At 71.4% G+C, this 18,543-nt stretch carries 20 protein-coding genes and 1 pseudogene; 9 read left to right on the forward strand and 12 right to left on the reverse strand.

Annotated features, from left to right (window positions below; translation table 11 throughout):
• Window positions 1–18: 18 nt before the first annotated feature.
• Window positions 19–252 (forward strand): annotated as a pseudogene (locus AB0A74_RS07800) (barstar family protein); the annotation flags it as partial.
• Here AB0A74_RS07800 and AB0A74_RS07805 read toward each other — a convergent pair.
• Window positions 249–1,025, reverse strand: a complete 777-nt coding sequence (locus tag AB0A74_RS07805) for an enoyl-CoA hydratase-related protein (RefSeq protein WP_358248087.1) — start codon at window positions 1,023–1,025, stop codon at window positions 249–251. The pseudogene AB0A74_RS07800 and the gene AB0A74_RS07805 sit on opposite strands and share 4 nt — an antisense overlap.
• A 61-nt stretch (window positions 1,026–1,086) precedes the next feature.
• On the opposite strand from AB0A74_RS07805, the gene AB0A74_RS07810 reads away from it, so the two are divergent.
• Both AB0A74_RS07810 and AB0A74_RS07815 read left to right on the forward strand, forming a co-directional pair.
• Window positions 1,087–1,710: a type 1 glutamine amidotransferase family protein gene (locus AB0A74_RS07810; RefSeq protein ID WP_358248088.1), complete on the forward strand. Its 624-nt coding sequence runs from the start codon at window positions 1,087–1,089 to the stop codon at window positions 1,708–1,710.
• A gap of 29 nt (window positions 1,711–1,739) precedes the next feature.
• Complete coding sequence (locus AB0A74_RS07815; RefSeq protein WP_358248089.1) at window positions 1,740–2,168, forward strand: MarR family transcriptional regulator; 429 nt, start codon at window positions 1,740–1,742, stop codon at window positions 2,166–2,168.
• A 665-nt stretch (window positions 2,169–2,833) separates the two neighbouring features.
• On the opposite strand, the gene AB0A74_RS07820 is transcribed toward AB0A74_RS07815, so the two are convergent.
• Genes AB0A74_RS07820 through AB0A74_RS07860 form a run of 9 tightly spaced genes read right to left on the reverse strand, consistent with a single transcriptional unit; the run spans window position 2,834 to window position 11,143 of the window.
• Entirely contained in the window at window positions 2,834–3,565 is a 732-nt protein-coding gene (locus AB0A74_RS07820; protein ID WP_358248090.1) for a sirohydrochlorin chelatase, read from the reverse strand.
• Window positions 3,562–4,440: an ABC transporter permease subunit gene (locus tag AB0A74_RS07825; RefSeq protein ID WP_358248091.1), complete on the reverse strand. Its 879-nt coding sequence runs from the start codon at window positions 4,438–4,440 to the stop codon at window positions 3,562–3,564. Before AB0A74_RS07825 ends, AB0A74_RS07820 begins: the two co-directional genes overlap by 4 nt.
• Window positions 4,421–5,206, reverse strand: coding sequence for an ABC transporter ATP-binding protein (locus tag AB0A74_RS07830; RefSeq protein WP_358248092.1), 786 nt, complete (start codon window positions 5,204–5,206; stop codon window positions 4,421–4,423). Before AB0A74_RS07830 ends, AB0A74_RS07825 begins: the two co-directional genes overlap by 20 nt.
• 21 nt (window positions 5,207–5,227) lie before the next feature.
• A complete protein-coding gene (locus AB0A74_RS07835; protein WP_358248198.1) occupies window positions 5,228–6,295 on the reverse strand; it encodes an ABC transporter substrate-binding protein in 1,068 nt (355 codons plus the stop codon).
• A 37-nt stretch (window positions 6,296–6,332) separates the two neighbouring features.
• Entirely contained in the window at window positions 6,333–7,670 is a 1,338-nt protein-coding gene (locus AB0A74_RS07840) for a GTP-binding protein (RefSeq protein ID WP_358248093.1), read from the reverse strand.
• 2 nt (window positions 7,671–7,672) lie between these two features.
• A complete protein-coding gene (gene cysD, locus AB0A74_RS07845; RefSeq protein WP_358248094.1) occupies window positions 7,673–8,578 on the reverse strand; it encodes a sulfate adenylyltransferase subunit CysD in 906 nt (301 codons plus the stop codon).
• The gene (locus AB0A74_RS07850; protein WP_358248095.1) at window positions 8,575–9,276 is read right to left on the reverse strand and encodes a phosphoadenylyl-sulfate reductase; all 702 of its coding nucleotides are present in this window, start codon (window positions 9,274–9,276) and stop codon (window positions 8,575–8,577) included. The genes cysD and AB0A74_RS07850 overlap by 4 nt, the downstream gene beginning before the upstream one ends.
• Entirely contained in the window at window positions 9,273–9,464 is a 192-nt protein-coding gene (locus AB0A74_RS07855) for an Insertion element protein (protein WP_358248096.1), read from the reverse strand. The genes AB0A74_RS07850 and AB0A74_RS07855 overlap by 4 nt, the downstream gene beginning before the upstream one ends.
• On the reverse strand, window positions 9,461–11,143 hold the full coding sequence (locus AB0A74_RS07860; protein WP_358248097.1) for a nitrite/sulfite reductase: 1,683 nt from the start codon (window positions 11,141–11,143) through the stop codon (window positions 9,461–9,463). Before AB0A74_RS07860 ends, AB0A74_RS07855 begins: the two co-directional genes overlap by 4 nt.
• A 289-nt stretch (window positions 11,144–11,432) precedes the next feature.
• On the opposite strand from AB0A74_RS07860, the gene hemW reads away from it, so the two are divergent.
• Window positions 11,433–12,647, forward strand: coding sequence for a radical SAM family heme chaperone HemW (gene hemW / locus AB0A74_RS07865; RefSeq protein WP_358248098.1), 1,215 nt, complete (start codon window positions 11,433–11,435; stop codon window positions 12,645–12,647).
• Window positions 12,648–12,657: 10 nt separating this feature from the next.
• On the opposite strand, the gene AB0A74_RS07870 is transcribed toward hemW, so the two are convergent.
• Window positions 12,658–13,395 (reverse strand): GNAT family N-acetyltransferase, encoded by a 738-nt coding sequence (locus AB0A74_RS07870; protein WP_358248099.1) that lies wholly within the window; start codon window positions 13,393–13,395, stop codon window positions 12,658–12,660.
• Window positions 13,396–13,504: 109 nt separating this feature from the next.
• Between AB0A74_RS07870 and hrcA the strand changes: the two genes are divergently transcribed.
• From hrcA to AB0A74_RS07895, 5 genes are all read left to right on the forward strand, one after another.
• The gene (gene hrcA / locus AB0A74_RS07875; protein WP_358248100.1) at window positions 13,505–14,527 is read left to right on the forward strand and encodes a heat-inducible transcriptional repressor HrcA; all 1,023 of its coding nucleotides are present in this window, start codon (window positions 13,505–13,507) and stop codon (window positions 14,525–14,527) included.
• Window positions 14,528–14,607: 80 nt separating this feature from the next.
• Entirely contained in the window at window positions 14,608–15,756 is a 1,149-nt protein-coding gene (gene dnaJ / locus AB0A74_RS07880) for a molecular chaperone DnaJ (protein ID WP_358248101.1), read from the forward strand.
• A complete protein-coding gene (locus AB0A74_RS07885; protein ID WP_358248102.1) occupies window positions 15,753–16,487 on the forward strand; it encodes a 16S rRNA (uracil(1498)-N(3))-methyltransferase in 735 nt (244 codons plus the stop codon). The genes dnaJ and AB0A74_RS07885 overlap by 4 nt, the downstream gene beginning before the upstream one ends.
• Window positions 16,488–16,688: 201 nt before the next feature.
• Window positions 16,689–17,360 (forward strand): alpha/beta fold hydrolase, encoded by a 672-nt coding sequence (locus AB0A74_RS07890; protein WP_358248103.1) that lies wholly within the window; start codon window positions 16,689–16,691, stop codon window positions 17,358–17,360.
• A 10-nt stretch (window positions 17,361–17,370) separates the two neighbouring features.
• Entirely contained in the window at window positions 17,371–17,715 is a 345-nt protein-coding gene (locus AB0A74_RS07895) for a histidine triad nucleotide-binding protein (protein WP_358248104.1), read from the forward strand.
• Here AB0A74_RS07895 and AB0A74_RS07900 read toward each other — a convergent pair.
• Complete coding sequence (locus tag AB0A74_RS07900; protein WP_358248105.1) at window positions 17,712–18,497, reverse strand: GNAT family N-acetyltransferase; 786 nt, start codon at window positions 18,495–18,497, stop codon at window positions 17,712–17,714. The genes AB0A74_RS07895 and AB0A74_RS07900 overlap by 4 nt on opposite strands.
• Window positions 18,498–18,543 lie beyond the last annotated feature (46 nt).

The following is an 18,543-nucleotide window of genomic DNA, read 5'->3' on the forward strand; positions in this document are numbered from 1 at the left end:
GTGGCGCGGCCCGGTGCGCGGACCAAGAGCGCGGCTCTGGCGGCCATCGGCGAGGCGATGGAGTTCCCGGACCACTACGGGCAGAACCTGGACGCGCTCTACGACTGCCTGACCGACCTGTCGTGGCTGCCCGAGGGCGAGCACGTCCTGGTCTGGACCGGCGGTGACGCCTCGGTCGCGGCCGTGCTGGCCGACGCCCAAGCCGCCACCGCCGACGGCCCCCGCCCGTTCCGGGTCGAGTACCAGGGCTAGTCGCCGGTCGGCACCCAGCTCGGCTTGCGCTTCTGCACGAACGCGGCGATGCCTTCCTGACCCTCGGGGCCACCGAAGTGCTTGGCGGACAGCTCCAGCATGTCCGCGAACACCTCACCCAGGTTGCTCGACCGTTCCTGCTGCAACATCCGCTTGGTGGCCGCCAGCGCGTTCGGCGCGCCCAGCGCCAGCATGTCCGTGTACCGGGCGACCTCGGCGTCCAGCCCGTCAGCCGGCACGGCCGAGTTCACCAGCCCGATCGCCACGGCCCGCCCGGCGTCGAACGTCTCACCGGTCAGGAACAGCTCGTGCGCCGCGCGCGGCAGCAAGCGGGGCAGGACCGTCACCGAGATGACCGCGGGCACCACACCGATCCGGACCTCGCTGAACGCGAACGTCGCCGACTCGACCGCCACCGCGATGTCGCACGCCGCCACGATCCCGACACCCCCGGCCCGCGCCGGTCCGGCCAGGCGGGCGACGACCGGCTTCGGGCTGGTCCAGAGCTGTTCGAGGATCGCGGGGAACTCGTTGACCCCCTGCTGGGACGCGCTCGCCCCGCCGGCCTCCTTGAGGTCCATGCCCGAGCAGAACACCGGCCCGGTGTGGGTCAGGACGACGACCCGGACGGCGTCGTCCCCGACCGCCGCCTTCAGGTGCCCGGTGAGCTCGGCGCGCAGCTGCGCGGAGAGGGCGTTGCGGTTGTGGGGGGAGTCCAGCGTGATCGTCGCGATGCCACGCCGCACCTCGTAGTGGACCAGCTCGTCTGCCATGGGCGCACTCTAACCAGGGCGTCCGATTGACAGGACACTGTCAAGATGACAGGATACTGTCATGACGACGAAGACGGTCCACCTCGCGCTCTACCCCGCACTCGCCGACTGGGAGTTCGGCTACGCCACGGCCCGCCTGAACGACCCGTCGTTCCAGAAGGTCCCGGGCCGTTACCGGGTCCGCACGGTCGGCCTGACCCGCGACCCGATCACCAGCATGGGCGGCCTGACCATCACCCCGGACCTGGCGCTGGCCGACATCGACCCGTCCGACAGCGCACTGCTCCTCCTGCCCGGCGCCGACTCCTGGGCCGACGGCGGCAACGCGGAGTTCGCCCAGGCCGCCCGCCGCTGGCTGGCCGCCGGCGTGCCGGTCGCGGCGATCTGCGGAGCGACGATCGGCCTGGCCGCGGAGGGCCTGCTCAACGACCGCCCGCACACCGGCAACATGCTGGAAGAACTGCAATCCGTGGAGACCTACGCCGGCGCCGGGCACTACCGCCAGGAACGCGCAGTCCGCGAGAACGGCCTGATCACCGCCGGCGCCCACAGCGCCCTGGAGTTCGCCCGCGAGATCCTGGCCGAGCTGGACGTCTACGAGCCCGCCGTCCTGGAGGCGTGGTACGGCCTGTTCAGCACGGGCGACCCGCAGTGGTTCGGAAAGCTCATGGCCGCGGCGTCATGACAGTGGAGCCGCGCACGGAGGCGGGAGACGTGCTGACCGACGTCATCATGCGCACCTTCCGCCTCTACGGCGCTTTCCTGGACGCCGCAGAGGTGATGACCAAACCGGTGGGCCTCACGGCAGCGTGGTGGCAAGTCCTGGGCGCGGTCCTCAAAGACCCCCTCCCGGTGTCCGGCATAGCCCGAGAAATGAGCCTGACCCGCCAAAGCGTGCAACGCATAGCCGACCTGCTGGTAGAAAAGGGCCTGGCGGAATACCTGCCCAACCCAGCCCACCGCCGAGCCAAACTCTTCCGCCCCACCGCAGCCGGCTACAAAGCCATCGAAAGCCTCCGAGCGGCCCAACACAACTTCACCAACAGGGTCTCCGCCCAGGTAGACCTGGACGACCTCAAAACAACCCTGAAGGTCATGACCCAACTGATCAAAGCAGTAGACGACAACCCACCACAGGCCTGATCAATCCAGGCCGGGCAGTCCACCGGAGAGGACACAACCCAAGCTGGGCTTCTTGCTTGTGTCATCTCCGTATGGCCCGCCCGAAGGGCTACCACAGATTTCCCGGGTGCAGCCGAATTTTTTTGTGAGGAACGAGCAAAAAAATTTAGCGGCACCCGGGAAATCTGTGGTTGGCTTTGCCGGGCCATGCGGAGATGGCACAAGCAAGAAGCCCCCGCTTTGGCAGTTGTGTCATCTTTGGTGGCTCGCCCGCCGGCGAGGCTCTTTTAATCTTTGCGAGTGACGCTTGCGCTCTCAAGCCCACGCTTCGCGGGTCTAAACGCAACGCGCTCCGCGCTAACCAAGGATGAACGCGCTCCGCGCTTGAGAGCGCTTCGCGCACGCGCGAAGCGCTCTAAAGACAAAAGCGGCCGGGAGGCCTCCAGTGGGGGGGAAGGGCCTGCGTGTTCCCCACCGCATGACCTGGCGGAGCCAACCACAGATTGCCGGGGTCGGTCGAAAAACTTTGCTCGTTCCTCGCAAACTTTTTGGCCCGACCCCGGCAATCTGTGGTAGCCCTTCGGGCAGGTCATACGGTGGGGAACACGAAGGCCCCTTGTGGCTGGGAGCCCGAACCAAAAGCACGCCGCTGCGCGGCCAAAGCCGCGCGTTCCGCGTGAAGTCGCCTAGGCGGATCGTGTCACCAGGTCGGCGGCGCGCGCGGCTTCGAAGCGATGCAAGATCAGTTCTGCCACCTCAGGGTCCGCGCCCAACGGCGGTGCCACCAGGTCCGTCCCCGCCAACCGCGCCGCCCGGTCCGGCAGGAACCCGGGGGCCAGGAACCACGAAGCCACCGCGATCCGCCGCGCCCCCCGCTCCCTCAACCGCTCGACAGCCGCGGGCACGTCCGGCGAGGCCATGGCCGCGAAGGCCGCCTCCACGCCGACCCACCCGGACCCGGCGGCCCACCGCGCGGCGATCGAGCGCACCGCCGCGTTGGCCGGCTCGTGGGAAGACCCGGCGCCCGCCAACACCACGCCCAGCGACCGGTCGTGCGACCGCACCCCGATGGACGCCAACCGGCGCAACGCCGCCGACTCCAGCAACGGCGACGGTCCCAGCACGTCCGCGATCGTCACGTCCAACGAGGGCAACCGGGCCTCGGCGACCGCGCCCGGCACGTCCACCCGCGCGTGAAAAGCCTTGCCCAGCAACAACGGCACGACCACCGCCGACCGGTGCCCGTCGCCCACCACGCCGCGCAGCACGTCGCCCAACCTCGGCGCGGACAGGTCCAGGAACGACGCCCGCACGTCCAACGCGGGGCGCAGAGCCCGGACCACGTCCAACAACGCGTGCACGGTCGCCGCCGAACGGGGATCGCGACTGCCGTGCGCCACGGCCACCAAAGCGGTCACAGCGCACCCGACAGGCCGCGTGCCCGCAGCACCGCCCGCTCCAACGGCCGGAACACCAGCAGCTCGATCCCGATGCCCACCAACAGGATCAGGAAGATCGCCGCGATCACCATCGAGATGTCGTTCAACGACGACCCGTTGTGCAGGTACTGCCCCAGGCCCTCACCCAACTGGGGCGAGGTGGCGATGATCTCCGCCGCCATCAGCGACCGCCACGAGAACGCCCACCCCTGCTTCAACCCGGCCAGGTACCCCGGCAGGGCCGCCGGCAGCAGGATGTGCCGAGCCGCCGCCAGCCGACCAGCGCCGAGCGCCTGCCCGACGCGCGGCAGCAGCGGCGGGATCTGGTCGACGCCCGACACCAGGCCGTTCGCGATCGACGGCACCGAGCCCATCAGCACCACGAAGTAGATGGTGGACGGGGTCGCGCCGAACCACAGGATGCCCGCCGGCACCCACGCCACCGACGGCAGCGACTGCAGACCGGTCAGCAGGGACCCGATGGCCGCCCGGACCACCCGCACCTTGGCGATCAGCAGCCCCAGCGGGGTGGCGATGAGCACGGCGGTGAGGAAGCCGAGGACAGCGCGGTGCACCGACGTCCACAGCACGTCCAACGCGCGGCCCGTCTCCACCGCCTCGGCCACCGCCGCCCACACCGCCGCCGGCGACGGCAGCTGGTACTCCGGCCAGAACGCCGCCGCCCACAGCGCCTGCCACACGCCCAGCAGCAGGGCGAACGCGATCAGCGGCGGCAGGGCCGTGCGGACGAAGCGCTTGCCCAGCGACGGGCGCTGCTCCTGCGACGGCGCGTCGAGCGCGTCCAGGCCCGCGCCGACCGCCGCCAGGTCGTTGTCAAGCTGCGGCGTGGCCACTGATCACCTCTCGCAGCCGGCTCGTGATGTCCTTGACCAGCGCGGGCTCGTCCACGTCCACGGTGGACCACTCGCGCACCACGCGACCGGGCCGCGAGGACAGCAGGACGACCCGCTGGCCCAGGCGCACGGCCTCGCGCACGTCGTGGGTGACGAACACGATCGCCGTCCCGGTCTCCCGCCACACCCGCACCAGCTCCGCCTGGAGCACGTCGCGGGTGATGGCGTCCAGCGCCGCGAACGGCTCGTCCATCAGCAGCAGGCCGGGCGTGCCCTCCTCGGCGCTGCCCAGCGTGGACGCCAGCGCGCGCGCCAACGCCACGCGCTGGCGCATGCCGCCGGACAGCTCGTGCGGGCGCTTGTGCCCGGCCTCGGCCAGCCGCACCAGCTCCAGCAGCTCGCCGGCCTTCTCCCGGCGGGCGCCGCGCTTGACGCCCGCGAGCCGCAGCGGCAGCTCGACGTTGCGCGCGGCGGTCAGCCACGGCATCAGCGCGGCCTCCTGGAACATCACGGCGGGCCGCGAGGTGGTCAGCGTGATGGACCCCGAGGTGGGCGCGTCCAGGCCCGCGACCAGGTTGAGCAAGGTGGACTTGCCGCAGCCGGACGCGCCCAGCAGGCACACGAACTCGCCCGGCGCGACCCGCAGGTCGACGCCGTCGAGCGCCGTGACCGCGTTCGGTCCGTGCCCGAACGTCTTGCGCACCGCGGACAGGGTGACAGCTGCGTCCACAGTGGACGGAACGGCGGACTCAAGCGTGGCGGTCATGGTGTGCCTGCCTTCCCCGAGTTACTTCTTGTCCAGCCCGGCGGTGTCCACGGTCGGCTTGCCCGCCGCCGTGAGCACCTTGTTCAACAGCGTGAAGTCCGCCAGCCCGGCGACGTCCGCGGCTTCCTTGGCGACGCCCGCGGTGACCGCGTCCTTCGCCAGCTGCGGGAACGACTTGGCCTGCGGGTCCAGCGTCAGCTCGATGTTGTCGAACGCCCGGTCCAGCACGGGCTCGCCCAGCGACTTGCCGGTCAGCTTCTTCAGGGCCTCGTTGACGACCTTCTTGGCCTCGACCTTGTTGTTCGACGCGAAGTCGGTCGCCGCGAGGTGGCCCTTGAGCAGCGCCTCGACGGTCTGCGGGTGGTCCTTGAGGAACTGCGTGCGCACCAGCAGCACGGTGGTCGGGAACTTGCCGCCCTCCCACAGGGTCTTCTCGTCCACCAGCACCTTGGCGCCCGCGTCGAGCACCAGCCGCGAGGACCACGGCTCCGGCGCCCACGCGCCCTGCACGTCGCCCTTCTTGAACAGGTCGAGCGACTGCGCGTTCTCGGTGTTGGTGACGTTGACCTGGTCCGCGCCCGCGCCGATGGCGATCTTCTGGTCGGACAGCCACTTCTTGAACGCCACGTCCTGCGTGTTGCCCAGCTGCGGCGTGGTGATGACCTTGCCCTTGAGGTCGTTCACCGAGCCGATCTCCGGCTTGACGACGAGCTGCGCGCCGCCCGACGTGGCGCCCGAGATCAGCCGGATCGCCTCGCCCTTGGACTTGGCGTAGGCGTTGATCGCCGGGCCCGACCCGATGAACGTGGCGTCCAGCGAGCCGCCGAGCAGCGCGTTGACCGCGTCGGGACCGGCGTTGAAGGTCTGCGTGGTGAGCTTGGCGCTGCCCAGCTCCTTGGCGAACAGGCCCTGTTCCACGCCGACCAGGGCGGCGGCGTGGGTGACGTTGGGGAAGTAGCCCAGCCGCAGTTCGGCGGCGGGCCCCTTGCCCTCGGCCGGCGCGTTCGCGGCGTCGCCGCCGCGATCGGCCCGTGAGCAGGCGGTGAGTGCTAGGAAAGCGGTCAGTGTGGCCAGTGACTTGGTCAGGATGCTGCGCTTGCTCACGGCGGCGTAAGGCCTTTCTGGGTCAGGGACCGGGAGAGACGAGGGCGTGGCTGTCCTGGGCGGTGCTCCCGCCCTCGGTACAGCTGTCCACGCCGTCCAGCTCCGGCAGCGGCGCCCCGACCAGGCCTGCGGCCAGCGTGCTGCCGTCTGACGCGTCGATGACCAGGAACGCGCCGGTGCGGCGGTCCCGCGTGTAGTCGTCGACGGGGACAGGCTCGGCCGTGCGGACCGAGACCTGGCCGATCTCGTTGAGGCCCAACGAACCCGGGCTCTCGGTGCTCGCGAGCTTCTGCTCGTCGAAGCGGTTGCGCAGTTCGGTGACGATCGCCTGGACGGTCCGGGTCCCGTGCTTGACCAGCACCCGGGCGCCCGGCGTGAGCGCCTTCTCGGCCAGCCAGCACACGGTGGCCTCGAACTCGTCGGTGACCCGCGGCGCGTCGCCGGCCGCGATCAGGTCGCCGCGCGCGATGTCCAGGTCGTGCGCCAGCAGCAGCGTCACGGACTGGCCCGCGGCGGCCTCGTCCAGCGGCCCGTCGAACGTGTCGATCTTCTCGACGGTGCTGCGCAGCCCGGAGGGCAGGACGGTGATCTCGTCGCCGACGCGGACCGTGCCCGCCGCCACCTGGCCGGCGTAGCCCCGGTAGTCCGGGTGCTCCGCGGTGCGCGGCCGGATGACGTACTGCACCGGGAACCGGAACGGCGCGTCGTGCGGGTCCGACTCGACCGGCACGGTCTCCAGGTGCTCCAACAGGGTCGGCCCGTCGTACCAGGGCGTCCGGTCGGACCGCTCCACGACGTTGTCCCCGGCCAGCGCGGACACCGGGATCTCCACCACGGCGTCCTCGGGGAAGCCGAGGGCGGTGGCGTGGGCGGTGAACTCCTTGGCGATGCGGGAGAACGTGACCTCGTCGTAGTCCACGAGGTCGATCTTGTTGACCGCGAGGACCAAGCGCGGCACCCCCAGCAACGCGAGCACGGCGGCGTGGCGGCGCGTCTGCTCCACCACACCCTTGCGCGCGTCCACCAGGAGAACACCGAGCTGCGCCGTGGACGCTCCGGTCACGGTATTACGCGTGTACTGGACATGCCCGGGTGTGTCGGCCAGCACGAAAGAACGCTTCGGGGTGGCGAAGTACCGGTAGGCCACGTCGATCGTGATGCCCTGCTCGCGTTCCGAGCGCAGGCCGTCGACCAACAGCGACAGGTCCGGGGTGGCCAGGCCGCGGTCGGCGCTGGCCCGGTGCACGGCGTCCAGCGTGTCCGCCAGCACCGACTTGGTGTCGTAGAGCAGCCTGCCGACCAGCGTGGACTTACCGTCGTCCACGCTGCCCGCGGTGGCCAGCCTCAACAGGTCGCTCATGGTTAGAAGTAGCCCTCCCGCTTGCGGTCCTCCATCGCGGCCTCCGACAGCCGGTCGTCGGCCCGGGTCGCGCCGCGCTCGGTCAACCGCGACGCGGCCACCTCCGCGATGACCGCCTCGATGTCCGCCGCGTCCGACTCCACCGCGCCCGTGCACGAACCATCACCCACGGTCCGGTACCGCACGGTCTTGCTCACGAGTTGCTCGCCTTCGCGCGGGCCGCCCCACGGGCCTTCCGCCAGCCACATGCCATCACGCAGGTAAACCTCGCGCTGGTGCGCGTAGTAGATCGACGGCAATTCGATCCCCTCCCGCGCGATGTAGTGCCAGACGTCCAGCTCGGTCCAGTTGGAGAGCGGGAATACCCGCACATGTTCCCCCGGACGGTGCCTCCCGTTGTAGAGGTTCCACAATTCGGGACGCTGCCGCCGCGGCTCCCACTGGCCGAAGGCGTTGCGCAGGCTGAAAATGCGCTCCTTGGCCCGGGCGCGCTCCTCGTCACGGCGTCCGCCGCCGAACACGGCGTCGAACCTGTGAGTGGTGATCGCGTCCAGCAGGGGCACGGTCTGCAAGGGGTTCCGAGTGCCGTCCGGGCGCTCGGAAAGCCTTCCGTCGTCGATGTATTCCTGGACGCTCGCCACTTCCAGGCGCAGGTTGTACTTCTCGACCGTGCGGTCGCGGAAGTCGATGACCTCCCGGAAGTTGTGTCCGGTATCGACATGTAGGAGGGGAAAGGGAACCGGCGCGGGCCAGAACGCTTTCACCGCCAGGTGGAGGAGCAGCGTCGAGTCCTTGCCGCCGGAGAACAGGATCACCGGCCGATCGAACTCGCCCGCGACCTCGCGGAAGATGTGGATCGCCTCGGATTCCAGGCGTCCCAACGTGTCCAGAGCTGTGCCCACGCTCATCCGTGCAACCCGCATTCCGTCTTCGAGGTACCGGCCCAGCGACCGCTGCGCGGGTCCTGGCCCGGCAGCGGCTTCGAGGTGCACGGGGCGCACCCGATGGACAGGTAACCCTCCTGCACCAACGGGTTCTCCAGGATCCCGTGCTCGGCGATGTAGGCGTTGAACCGCTCGTCCGACCACGGCGCGATCGGGTTGACCTTCACCAGCCCGTTGCGGTCGTCCCACTGCACGATCGGTGTGTTGGCCCGGGTGGGCGCGTCCACGCGGCGCACGCCGGTCACCCACGCGTCGTAGTTGGCCAGCGTGCGCTGCAACGGGATGACCTTGCGCAGTTGGCAGCAGCGGTTCGGGTCGGTCCGGTTGAGCAGGCCGAACTGCGCCTCCTGGTCGGCCACCGACTGCTCGGCCGCGGCGTTGACGATCCGCACCTCCGGGTAGACCAGGTCCACCGCGTCGCGGGTGCCGATGGTCTCCGCGAAGTGGTAGCCGGTCTCCAGGAACAGCACGTCCACGTCCGGCTTGACCTTGGTGGCCAGGTCGATCAGCACCGCGTCCTGCATGTTCGACGCGACGATCCAGCTGTCGCCGAACGTGCGGGCGACCCACGCGAGGGCCTCCTCGGCGCCTGCGTCGGCCAGTTCCACCGAGGCGGCCTCGGCGATCACCTTCAGTTCCTCGACCCTGGCGGGTGCGGTCATCGCTGAACCTCCGTGTCATCGGTTCGGCCCCGCGAGCGGGCCTCACGCGGGAGATTTAGACCCACGAACTTGACGGTGAAGACGCGGCGGCACGAGGCGCAGAGCCACGAGTAGCTCGGCTCTTCCTGCGGGCGCAGGTCCTCGTCCCCGCAGTACGGGCAGTAGAAGGGGGTCGCGCGCTCGCTCACTTCAGGTCCGCCTCGTCGGCTCGGGCGACCCACTGGGCGAACCGCTCGTCGTCCTTGCGCTGCGCCACGAAGTTGCGCACGACCCGTTCGACGTACCCGGACAGCTCGTCCGCGGTCACCTTGTGGCCGCGCAGCTTGCGGCCGAACCCGGCGTCCAGGCCCAGGCCGCCGCCCAGGTGCACCTGGAAGCCCTCGACCTGGTTGCCGTCGGCGTCGGTGACGATCTGGCCCTTGAGCCCGATGTCCGCGGTCTGGATGCGGGCGCACGAGTTCGGGCAGCCGTTGATGTGCACCGAGATCGGGGCGGTGACCCCGTCGACGACGTCGGCGAGCCGGGCTTCCAGCGTGGACACCAGGTCCGCCGCGCGGGCCTTGGTCTCCACGATCGCGAGCTTGCAGAACTCGATGCCGGTGCACGCCATGACCCCGCGCCGCCACGGCGACGGCTCGGTCTGGAGCCCGAGCTTGGCCAGGTCCGCCTGGAGCGCCTTGACCTCCGACTCGGGCACGTCCAGCACGACCAACTTCTGCTGCGGCGTCAGCCGGACCCGCGTGGACCCGGCCCGTTCCACGACCTTGGCCACCTCGACCAGCGTGGACCCGGTGACCCGGCCCGCGATCGGGGCCGCGCCGACGTAGCACAGGCCGTCCTTCTGCTTGTGCACGCCGATGTGGTCGCGGGGGATGTCGGGCACCTCGGGCGCGGGGCCGTCGATCAGCTTGCGCTTGAGGTACTCGTCCTCCAGCACCTGGCGGAACTTCTCCGGGCCCCAGTCGGCGACCAGGAACTTGATCCGCGCCCGGTGCCGCAGCCGGCGGTAGCCGTAGTCGCGGAAGACGCTGATCACGCCCTCCCACACGTCCGGCACCTCGTCCAGCGGCACCCACGTGCCCAGCCGCTTGGCGATCATCGGGTTGGTGGACAGGCCGCCGCCGACCCACAGGTCGAAGCCGGGGCCGTGCTCGGGGTGGTCCACGCCGACGAACGCCACGTCGTGGATCTCGTGCGCCACGTCGGGCAGGCCGGAGATCGCGGTCTTGAACTTGCGCGGCAGGTTGGCGAAGCGCGGGTCGCCGATGTAGCGGCGCAGGATCTCGTCGATCGCGGGGCTGCCGTCGACCACCTCGTCCTCGGCGATGCCGGCGACCGGCGAGCCGAGCACGACGCGCGGGCTGTCGCCGCAGGCCTCCATCGTGGTCAGGCCCGCCGCCTCCAGCTTCTGCCAGATGGTGGGGACGTCCTCGATGCGGATCCAGTGGTACTGGACGTTCTGCCGGTCGGTGATGTCGGCGGTGTCGCGCGCGTAGGTCTGGGACAGCTCGCCGATCAGCGCGAGCTGGCCGGTGGTGAGGCGACCGCCGTCGATGCGGACGCGCAGCATGAAGTACTCGTCGTCCAGCTCTTCGGGTTCGAGGGTGGCCGTGCGACCGCCGTCGATGCCGGGCTTGCGCTGGGTGTAGAGGCCGTACCAGCGGAACCGGCCCCGCAGGTCCGCCGGGTCGATCGAGTCGAACCCGCCGCGGGCGTAGATGTTCTCGATCCGAGACCGGACGTTGAGCGGGTTGTCGTCCTTCTTGCTCCGCTCGTTGGGGTTCAGCGGCTCGCGGTAGCCCAGCGCCCACTGCCCCTCACCCCGGCGCTGCTTCGGGCGCGGGGGTGTCGTCGTCGGGGGGACCATCTCGTCCTCCGGGTTTCGGGGCGCTGGTGCGCGTGCGAGTCCCGGTGGTGCTGTGGTGGGGGTCTCGTCAGCGCACCCGGCGCCGACGGGAACATGAGTCGGGCGCGGGCTATGCCGAGCGGCGGCACATCGCGCTGGAGACACGACGGAAGTCCACGTGGCGGCGGACCACCAGGCGCACTCCGTTCGACGTCATGGTTTGCAGCGTGCCACGCGTCCACCCCGTGGTCCACCGCCATCCGCATGGTGGGACGGGGTCCGCCGTCCTGCTAGGTGGGAGGATGGGGCCATGCCCTCCGCTCTGCCGACCGGCGATCCCGCGCCCCCGGACGGCTCACTGCCCGTGACCGCCCTGGCGGGTCTCGGCACCCGACCGTTCGGTCTCTACGTGCACGTGCCGTTCTGCGCGACCCGCTGCGGCTACTGCGACTTCAACACCTACACCGCCGGTGAGCTGGGCACTTCCGCCTCGCCGGAGTCGTGGCTGGAGGGCCTGCGGCGCGAGCTGGACCTGGCCGCCGGCGTGCTGGGCGGCCCGCCGCCGGTGGACACCGTGTTCGTCGGCGGTGGCACACCGTCACTGCTCGGGGCGTCCGGCCTGGCCTCGGTCCTCGCCGCCGTCCGCTCGTCGTTCGGGCTCGCGGGTGATGCGGAAGTCACTACGGAGTCCAACCCCGAGTCGACCTCGCCGGAGTTCTTCGCGGCCATCCGTGACGCTGGTTACACGCGGGTGTCGCTGGGCATGCAGTCGGCGGCCCGGCACGTCCTGGCGGTGCTCGACCGCGGCCACACCCCGGGCCGCCCGGTCGCGGCCGCGCGCGAGGCGCGGGCCGCCGGGTTCGACCACGTGAACCTGGACCTGATCTACGGGACGCCGGGCGAGTCGGTGGACGACCTGAAGGCGTCGCTGGAGGCCGTGGGGTCGGCGGGCGTGGACCACGTGTCGGCGTACGCGCTGATCGTGGAGGAGGGCACGGCCCTGGCCCGGCGGGTGCGACGCGGCGAGCTGCCCATGCCCGACGACGACGTCCTGGCCGACAAGTACGAGCTGATCGACGCCGCGATGACCGCCCGGGGCCTGCGGTGGTACGAGGTGTCGAACTGGGCGGCCTCGGCCGCTTCGGAGTGCCGCCACAACGTCCTGTACTGGCAGGGGGCCGACTGGTGGGGCGCGGGTCCGGGCGCGCACAGCCACGTGGGCGGGGTGCGGTGGTGGAACGTGAAGCACCCGGCGAAGTACGCGGCGCTGCTGGCGTCGGGCACCTCCCCGGCGGCCGGTCGGGAGGTGCTGTCGGAGGAGGACCGGCGGGTCGAGCGGATCCTGCTGGAGCTGCGCCTGGCGTCCGGCTTGCCGGTGGACGTGCTGGACGACGAGGGCCGCGCCGAGGCCGAGACCGCGGTGCGGGACGGGCTGCTCTCGGAGCCGGCGTTCGCGGCCGGCCGGTGCGTGCTGACCGACCGTGGCCGCCTGCTGGCCGACGCGGTGGTCCGCCGGCTCACCTGACGCGGTCGGCTCACGTGAGCGACACGCCCGCCGAGTGGCCGACGACCCGGTAGCCCAGCGGCCCGTAGACCCGGTCCACCTTGTGGTCGGCTTCGGTCTCCAGGAACGGCCGGTGCCCGGCGGCGAACACCCGCTCACTGAGCCGAGCCGTGATCAGTTGCCCGATGCGCCGGCCCCGGAACTGCGCCAACACACCGATCCCGGCCACTTGGGCGAGGCCGTGCTGGGGCGCGGTGGCCAGTCCGGCCCCCGCCGGCACCCCGTCCACCAGCGCCATCAACAGCACGGCCCCTTTGGCCGACATCGACCGCTGCCGCCGGATCGCCGCCTCCCGGACCAACGACCCGACACCGAACGCCGCGTTCTGCACGTCCGTGGCCGCGACCAGGTCGTCGTCGGTGACGGGTTCGACCAACTCGACCCCCGGCACGTCCGGCACACGCAGCTCATCGGGTTCGACGGCCATCACCGGGTACTCGCGCTCAACGGTGAACCCGGCCCTGTCCAGCGCGGCGTCGAGCGCGGGCACCGGCCGCACGTACTCCAGGCGCGGCACGCGGTTCCTCGCGCGGAACAACGCCACCAACTCGGTCACGTCGTCGTCGGTCGGCTCGGCGTCCGCCTCGGGCACGGCGTAGTTCGAATACACGTTGTCCGAGTCGGCGTCGAACCGCACCAGGAACGGCCCGACCCGGGTCGCGTCGTCCCGGACGGCCTCGCGCAGTGCGGACTGGATGTGGCGGAGCACACCTGAAGCTATCGGTGGCGGCCGAACGCACACCACGGAGTTTCCCTACTACCCGTCCGACCTCCGTAAACTTGAGGTGAAGCAGGTCGTCGATGTGGAGGTGACGCGCGTGAACGCGGATGAGCGCCGGTTCGAGGTGCTGCGCGCCATCGTCGCCGACTACGTCTCCAACCAGGAGCCCGTCGGGTCGAAAGCGCTGGTCGAGCGGCACAACCTGGGCGTCTCCAGCGCGACCGTGCGCAACGACATGGCCGCCCTCGAAGAAGACGGGTACATCACCCAGCCGCACACCAGCGCCGGGCGCGTGCCCACGGACAAGGGCTACCGGCTGTTCGTGGACCGGCTCAGCGAGGTCAAACCGCTGTCCTCGCCCGAGCGCCGGGCCATCCGCAGCTTCCTCGACGGCGCCTACGACCTGGACGACGTGCTGCGCCGCAGCGTGCGCCTGCTCGCCCAGCTCACCCGGCAGGTCGCGGTCATCCAGTACCCGACGCTGAGCCGGTCCACCGTGCGGCACCTCGAAGTGCTCGCCATCACACCCGCCCGGCTGATGCTGGTGCTCATCACCGACACCGGCCGCGTGGACCAGCGCAGCGTGGACCTCGGCGACGTCATCACCGAGGAGAACGTCGCCCGCATGCGCACCCTGCTCAACCAGGCGATGGTCGGCAAGCGCCTGGCGGACGCCTCCGCCGAGGTCGCCGAGCTGCCCGACCACGCGCCCGCCGAGCTGCGCGACGCGGTGACGCGGGTGAGCACCGTGCTGATCGAATCGCTGGTCGAGCACCCGGAAGAGCGACTGGTGCTGGGTGGCACCGCGAACCTCACGCGCAACGTGGCAGACTTCCCCGGTTCGCTGCGCCAGGTGCTGGAGGCGCTGGAGGAGCAGGTCGTGGTGCTCAAGCTGCTCGCCGCGGCCCGCGACCCCGGCACGGTCCTGGTGCACATCGGCGAGGAGAACGAGGCGGCCGAGATGCGCAGCACCTCGGTCGTGTCCATCGGCTACGGCAGCCGGGACAAGCTGCTCGGGGGCATGGGAGTGGTGGGTCCGACGCGGATGGACTACCCGGGGACGATGGCGGCCGTGCTCGCGGTCGCCGGGTACGTCGGGGAGATCCTCACCTCAAGCTGAGCCGGGAACACCGAAGGCGCACAAGACGTTTCGCAAGCGAGCGAGCGCGTGATCCAAGCGCGCCCGCAGGAGGACACACGGTGGCGAGGGACTACTACGGCACGCTCGGGGTCTCCAAGAACGCGACACCCGAGGAGATCAAGCGCGCCTACCGCAAGCTCGCGCGCCAGCTGCACCCGGACGTCAACCCCAACGAGGAGGCCCGCTTCAAGGAGGTGACGGCCGCCTACGAGGTGCTGTCGGACCCGAAGAAGCGGCAGGTCGTCGACCTGGGCGGCGACCCGTTGGAGCCGGGCGGCGGCGGTATGCGCGACCCGTTCGCGGGCGCGGGGTTCGGTCTCGGCGACATCATGGACGCGTTCTTCGGCGCGGCCGGCGGCAGCTCGCGCGGACCGCGCAGCCGGGTGCAGCCCGGTTCGGACGCGCTGATCCGGCTGGCCATGACGCTGGAGGAGTGCGCGGCGGGCGCGTCCCGGGAGCTGACCGTGGACACGGCCATCCTGTGCGACGTGTGCACGGGCAGCGGCTGCGCCGAGGGCACGTCCCCGGTGCGCTGCGACACGTGCGGCGGGCGCGGCGAGGTGCAGTCGGTGCAGCGCTCGTTCCTGGGGCAGGTGGTCACGGCGCGGCCGTGCCCGGTGTGCCGCGGGTTCGGCGAGGTCATCCCCGACCCCTGCCGCCAGTGCGCGGGCGAGGGCCGGGTCCGGTCGCGGCGCACGATCTCCGTGCAGATCCCGCCCGGCGTCGCCGAGGGCATGCGGGTGCGGCTCGCGGGCCAGGGCGAGGTCGGCTCGGGCGGCGGCCCGGCCGGTGACCTGTACGTCGAGGTCGAGGAGATCCCGCACGAGGTGTTCGAGCGGGACGGCGTGAACCTGCACTGCTCGGTCCGCATCCCGATGACCACCGCCGCGCTCGGCGCGGTCCTGCCGTTGCAGACCCTGGACGGCGAGGAGGAGCTGGAGATCGAGCCCGGCACCCAGCCCGGCACCGAACTGGTGCTCACCGGTCGGGGCATGCCGCGGCTGCGCTCCAGCGGCCGGGTCGACGGGCGGGGCGACCTGCACGTCCACCTGGAGGTCGTGGTGCCGACCAAGCTCGACGCCCGCCAGACCGAGCTGCTGCGGGAACTGGCCGTGGCGCGCGGCGAGGAGGAGCCGTCGCTGGCCCACAACGGCAAGGGCGGCGGCGGGCTGTTCTCGCGGCTGCGCTCCGGGCGCGGGCACCGGTGACGCTGCCGGTCTTCCTGGTCGCCGCGCTGCCCTCCGGGTCCGAGGCCGTCCTGGACGGTCCGGAGGGCAGGCACGCCGCCACCGTGCGCCGGTTGCGCGCGGGGGAGGAGCTGGTGCTGTCCGACGGGTCCGGCGCGCAGGTGCGGTGCGTGGTCACCGAGGCGTTGAAGGACTCGCTGCGGCTGTCCGTGGTCGAGCGCTGGGTCGTGCCGGAGCCTTCACCTCGGGTCGTCGTCGCCCAGGCGCTGGTCAAGGGCGACCGGGGCGAGCTGGCCGTCGAACTGGCCACCGAGGCGGGCGTGGACGGCGTGGTGCCGTGGAAGGCGTCCCGGTGCGTCACCAAGTGGGACGACGGGCCGCGGGGCGCGAAGGCGTTGGAACGCTGGCGCGCCACCGCGCGGGAGGCCGCGAAGCAGGCCCGGCGGGCCCGCGTGCCGGAGGTCGCCGAGCCCGTCGGCACACCGGGGTTGGTCCGCTTGGTGCAGTCCGCTGCTGTTGCATTGGTTTTGCACGAGTCGGCCACCGGGGGCATCGCCTCCGTGGACCTCCCCCGCGGGGGTGAGGTGCTGCTCGTCGTCGGACCCGAGGGCGGCATAGCTGAAGAAGAGCTGAAGGCGTTGACGCAGGCAGGCGCGCACGTAGTGCGACTGGGCCCTACCGTTCTGCGAGCTTCCACGGCCGCCGCGGTGGCTTTGGGTGCGCTGGGTGTGCTGACCGATCGCTGGCGGTAATGGGCGTTGCGTTCTTCTGGCGAACGCCGGAAATAGGGGTTACCCTCATGGCCTGAGGGGTTGCATTGGTCTAGTCGGATTCGGCCCTTCAGAGCAGACTCGCCGGACACCTCCCCCCTCGGTCCGGCGTCGCCGCGTCGCGGTGGGGCGACCCCCAGGTCCCATCGCGACGCGGCCCTCTTTTTTGTGGAGGGTGTTTCCTTGCGGCGTGTCACCTACGGCACCCACCCGAGCCAGTTCGGTGAATTGTCGTCACCGGCCGGCGGTGATTCGTTCCCCGTTGTCGTCGTCATCCACGGCGGTTTCTGGCACCAGCGCTACGGGCTCGAACTGGGCCGTCCACTGGCCGCCGATCTGGCCGCGCACGGCGTGCGGGCGTTCAACGTCGAGTACCGGCGCGTGGACGGCGGCGGCGGGTGGCCCGCGACCGGCGAGGACGTGCTGGCCGCCATCGACGCCCTGGACGCGGACGTGGTGACGCTGGGCCACTCGGCGGGCGGCCACCTGGCCGTGTGGGCGGCGGCCCGGCACCCGCGCGTGGTCGGCGCCGTCGCCCAGGCCGGCGTCCTGGACTTCCACCAGCACCCGCGGATCACCCGGCGCGCCGCCGAACTGCTGGGCGGCGCCCCCGACGAGGTGCCCGAGCGGTACGCGGACGCCTCGCCCGCGGCCCTGCTGCCCATCGCCAAGCCGATGGTGCTGGTGCACGGCACCGACGACGAGGACGTGCCCGTGGCCCAGAGCGAGGCCTTCGCGGCCTCCAGCGGAGCGGACCTGGTCGTGCTGCCCGGCGTCGGGCACATGGAGCTGATCGACGCCGGCCACCCCGCGTGGGCCGTCTGCCGGGACGCCGCGCTGCGCCTGGCCCGCTAGCCTGCCCGGCATGTCCTCCGACTGCCTGTTCTGCCGGATCGTCAAGGGCGAGATCCCGGCGACCATCGTCCACGAGACCGAGACGACCACGGCGTTCCGCGACATCTCGCCGCAGGCCCCGACGCACGTCGTGCTGGTGCCCAAGCTGCACTCGCCGGACGCGGTCGCCCTGGTCAAGGCGGCCCCGGGCGTCCTGGACGACCTCTTCCGCGCCGCCGGCGAGGTGGCCGAGGCCGAGGGCGTCGCGGACAGCGGCTACCGCCTGCTGTTCAACACGGGCGCGGACGCCGGCCAGACCGTCTTCCACGCCCACCTGCACCTGCTCGGCGGTCGCGAACTGGGCGCGCTCGCCTAGCCCAGGGCCTGCATCAGCGGCGCCCACAGGCGCTCCCGGGCGCCGCTGAACCGTCCGCGCACCATCAGGTCCACCTCGAACCGGGCCGGCATGCCGTGCCCGGTCAGCCACGCCCGCAGCTCCGGGTCGCCGGCGTCCACCCGCGCCGGCCCGTCGGCCACGTCGCTGATCAGGGCCTTCGCCTCGGCGAGCGACCCGGCGACGATCGGGCCGAGCATCAGGCGGTTGGTGTTGCGCCAGGACGCGGCGAACCCGTCCGGCGACACCCGGACCTCCCGCGCGAAGTCGAAGTACCGCTCCCACATCGCCGACCGGTCCGCCCCGAACACGGCCGCGTCCAGCTCCACGACCTCCTCCCGGTCGTCGTCGGCCAGCGGTCGGCTGACGCCGGCGGCGGCCACGTCCAGGGTCCCGAAGTGGCCCCCCACCACGCCCACCGACCGGAAGCCGAGCCGCTCGTAGAGCGGCTTGCCGAACCGGGTCGCGTACAGCGACGCCACCGGCGTCCCGGCGTGCTCCAGCGCGTGCTCGACCAGCCGCCGCCCCAGCCCGCGCCGGCCGTGCGACGACGCCACGAGCACCATGCTCACCGCCGCGTGCTCGTCACCGAACCGGGTGATGATCGTCGTGGCGACCAGGCGGGGGCCGTCGAACAGGCCGAAACCGGTGCCGACCCGCAGCAGGAAGCGCCACTTCGCCTCCTCCGGGGGCCAGTCGCGGTCGGCGGCGAGCTGCAGGCAGGCGGGCACGTCGGCCGGGGTCAGGGTGCGCAGGACGGTCACACCGACGAGTACACCGGGGCCGTCCACCGGTTTCTTACTCCGGTGC

The organism is Saccharothrix sp. NPDC042600 (assembly GCF_040647305.1).
Classification (GTDB): Bacteria; Actinomycetota; Actinomycetes; order Mycobacteriales; family Pseudonocardiaceae; genus Actinosynnema; species Actinosynnema mutabilis.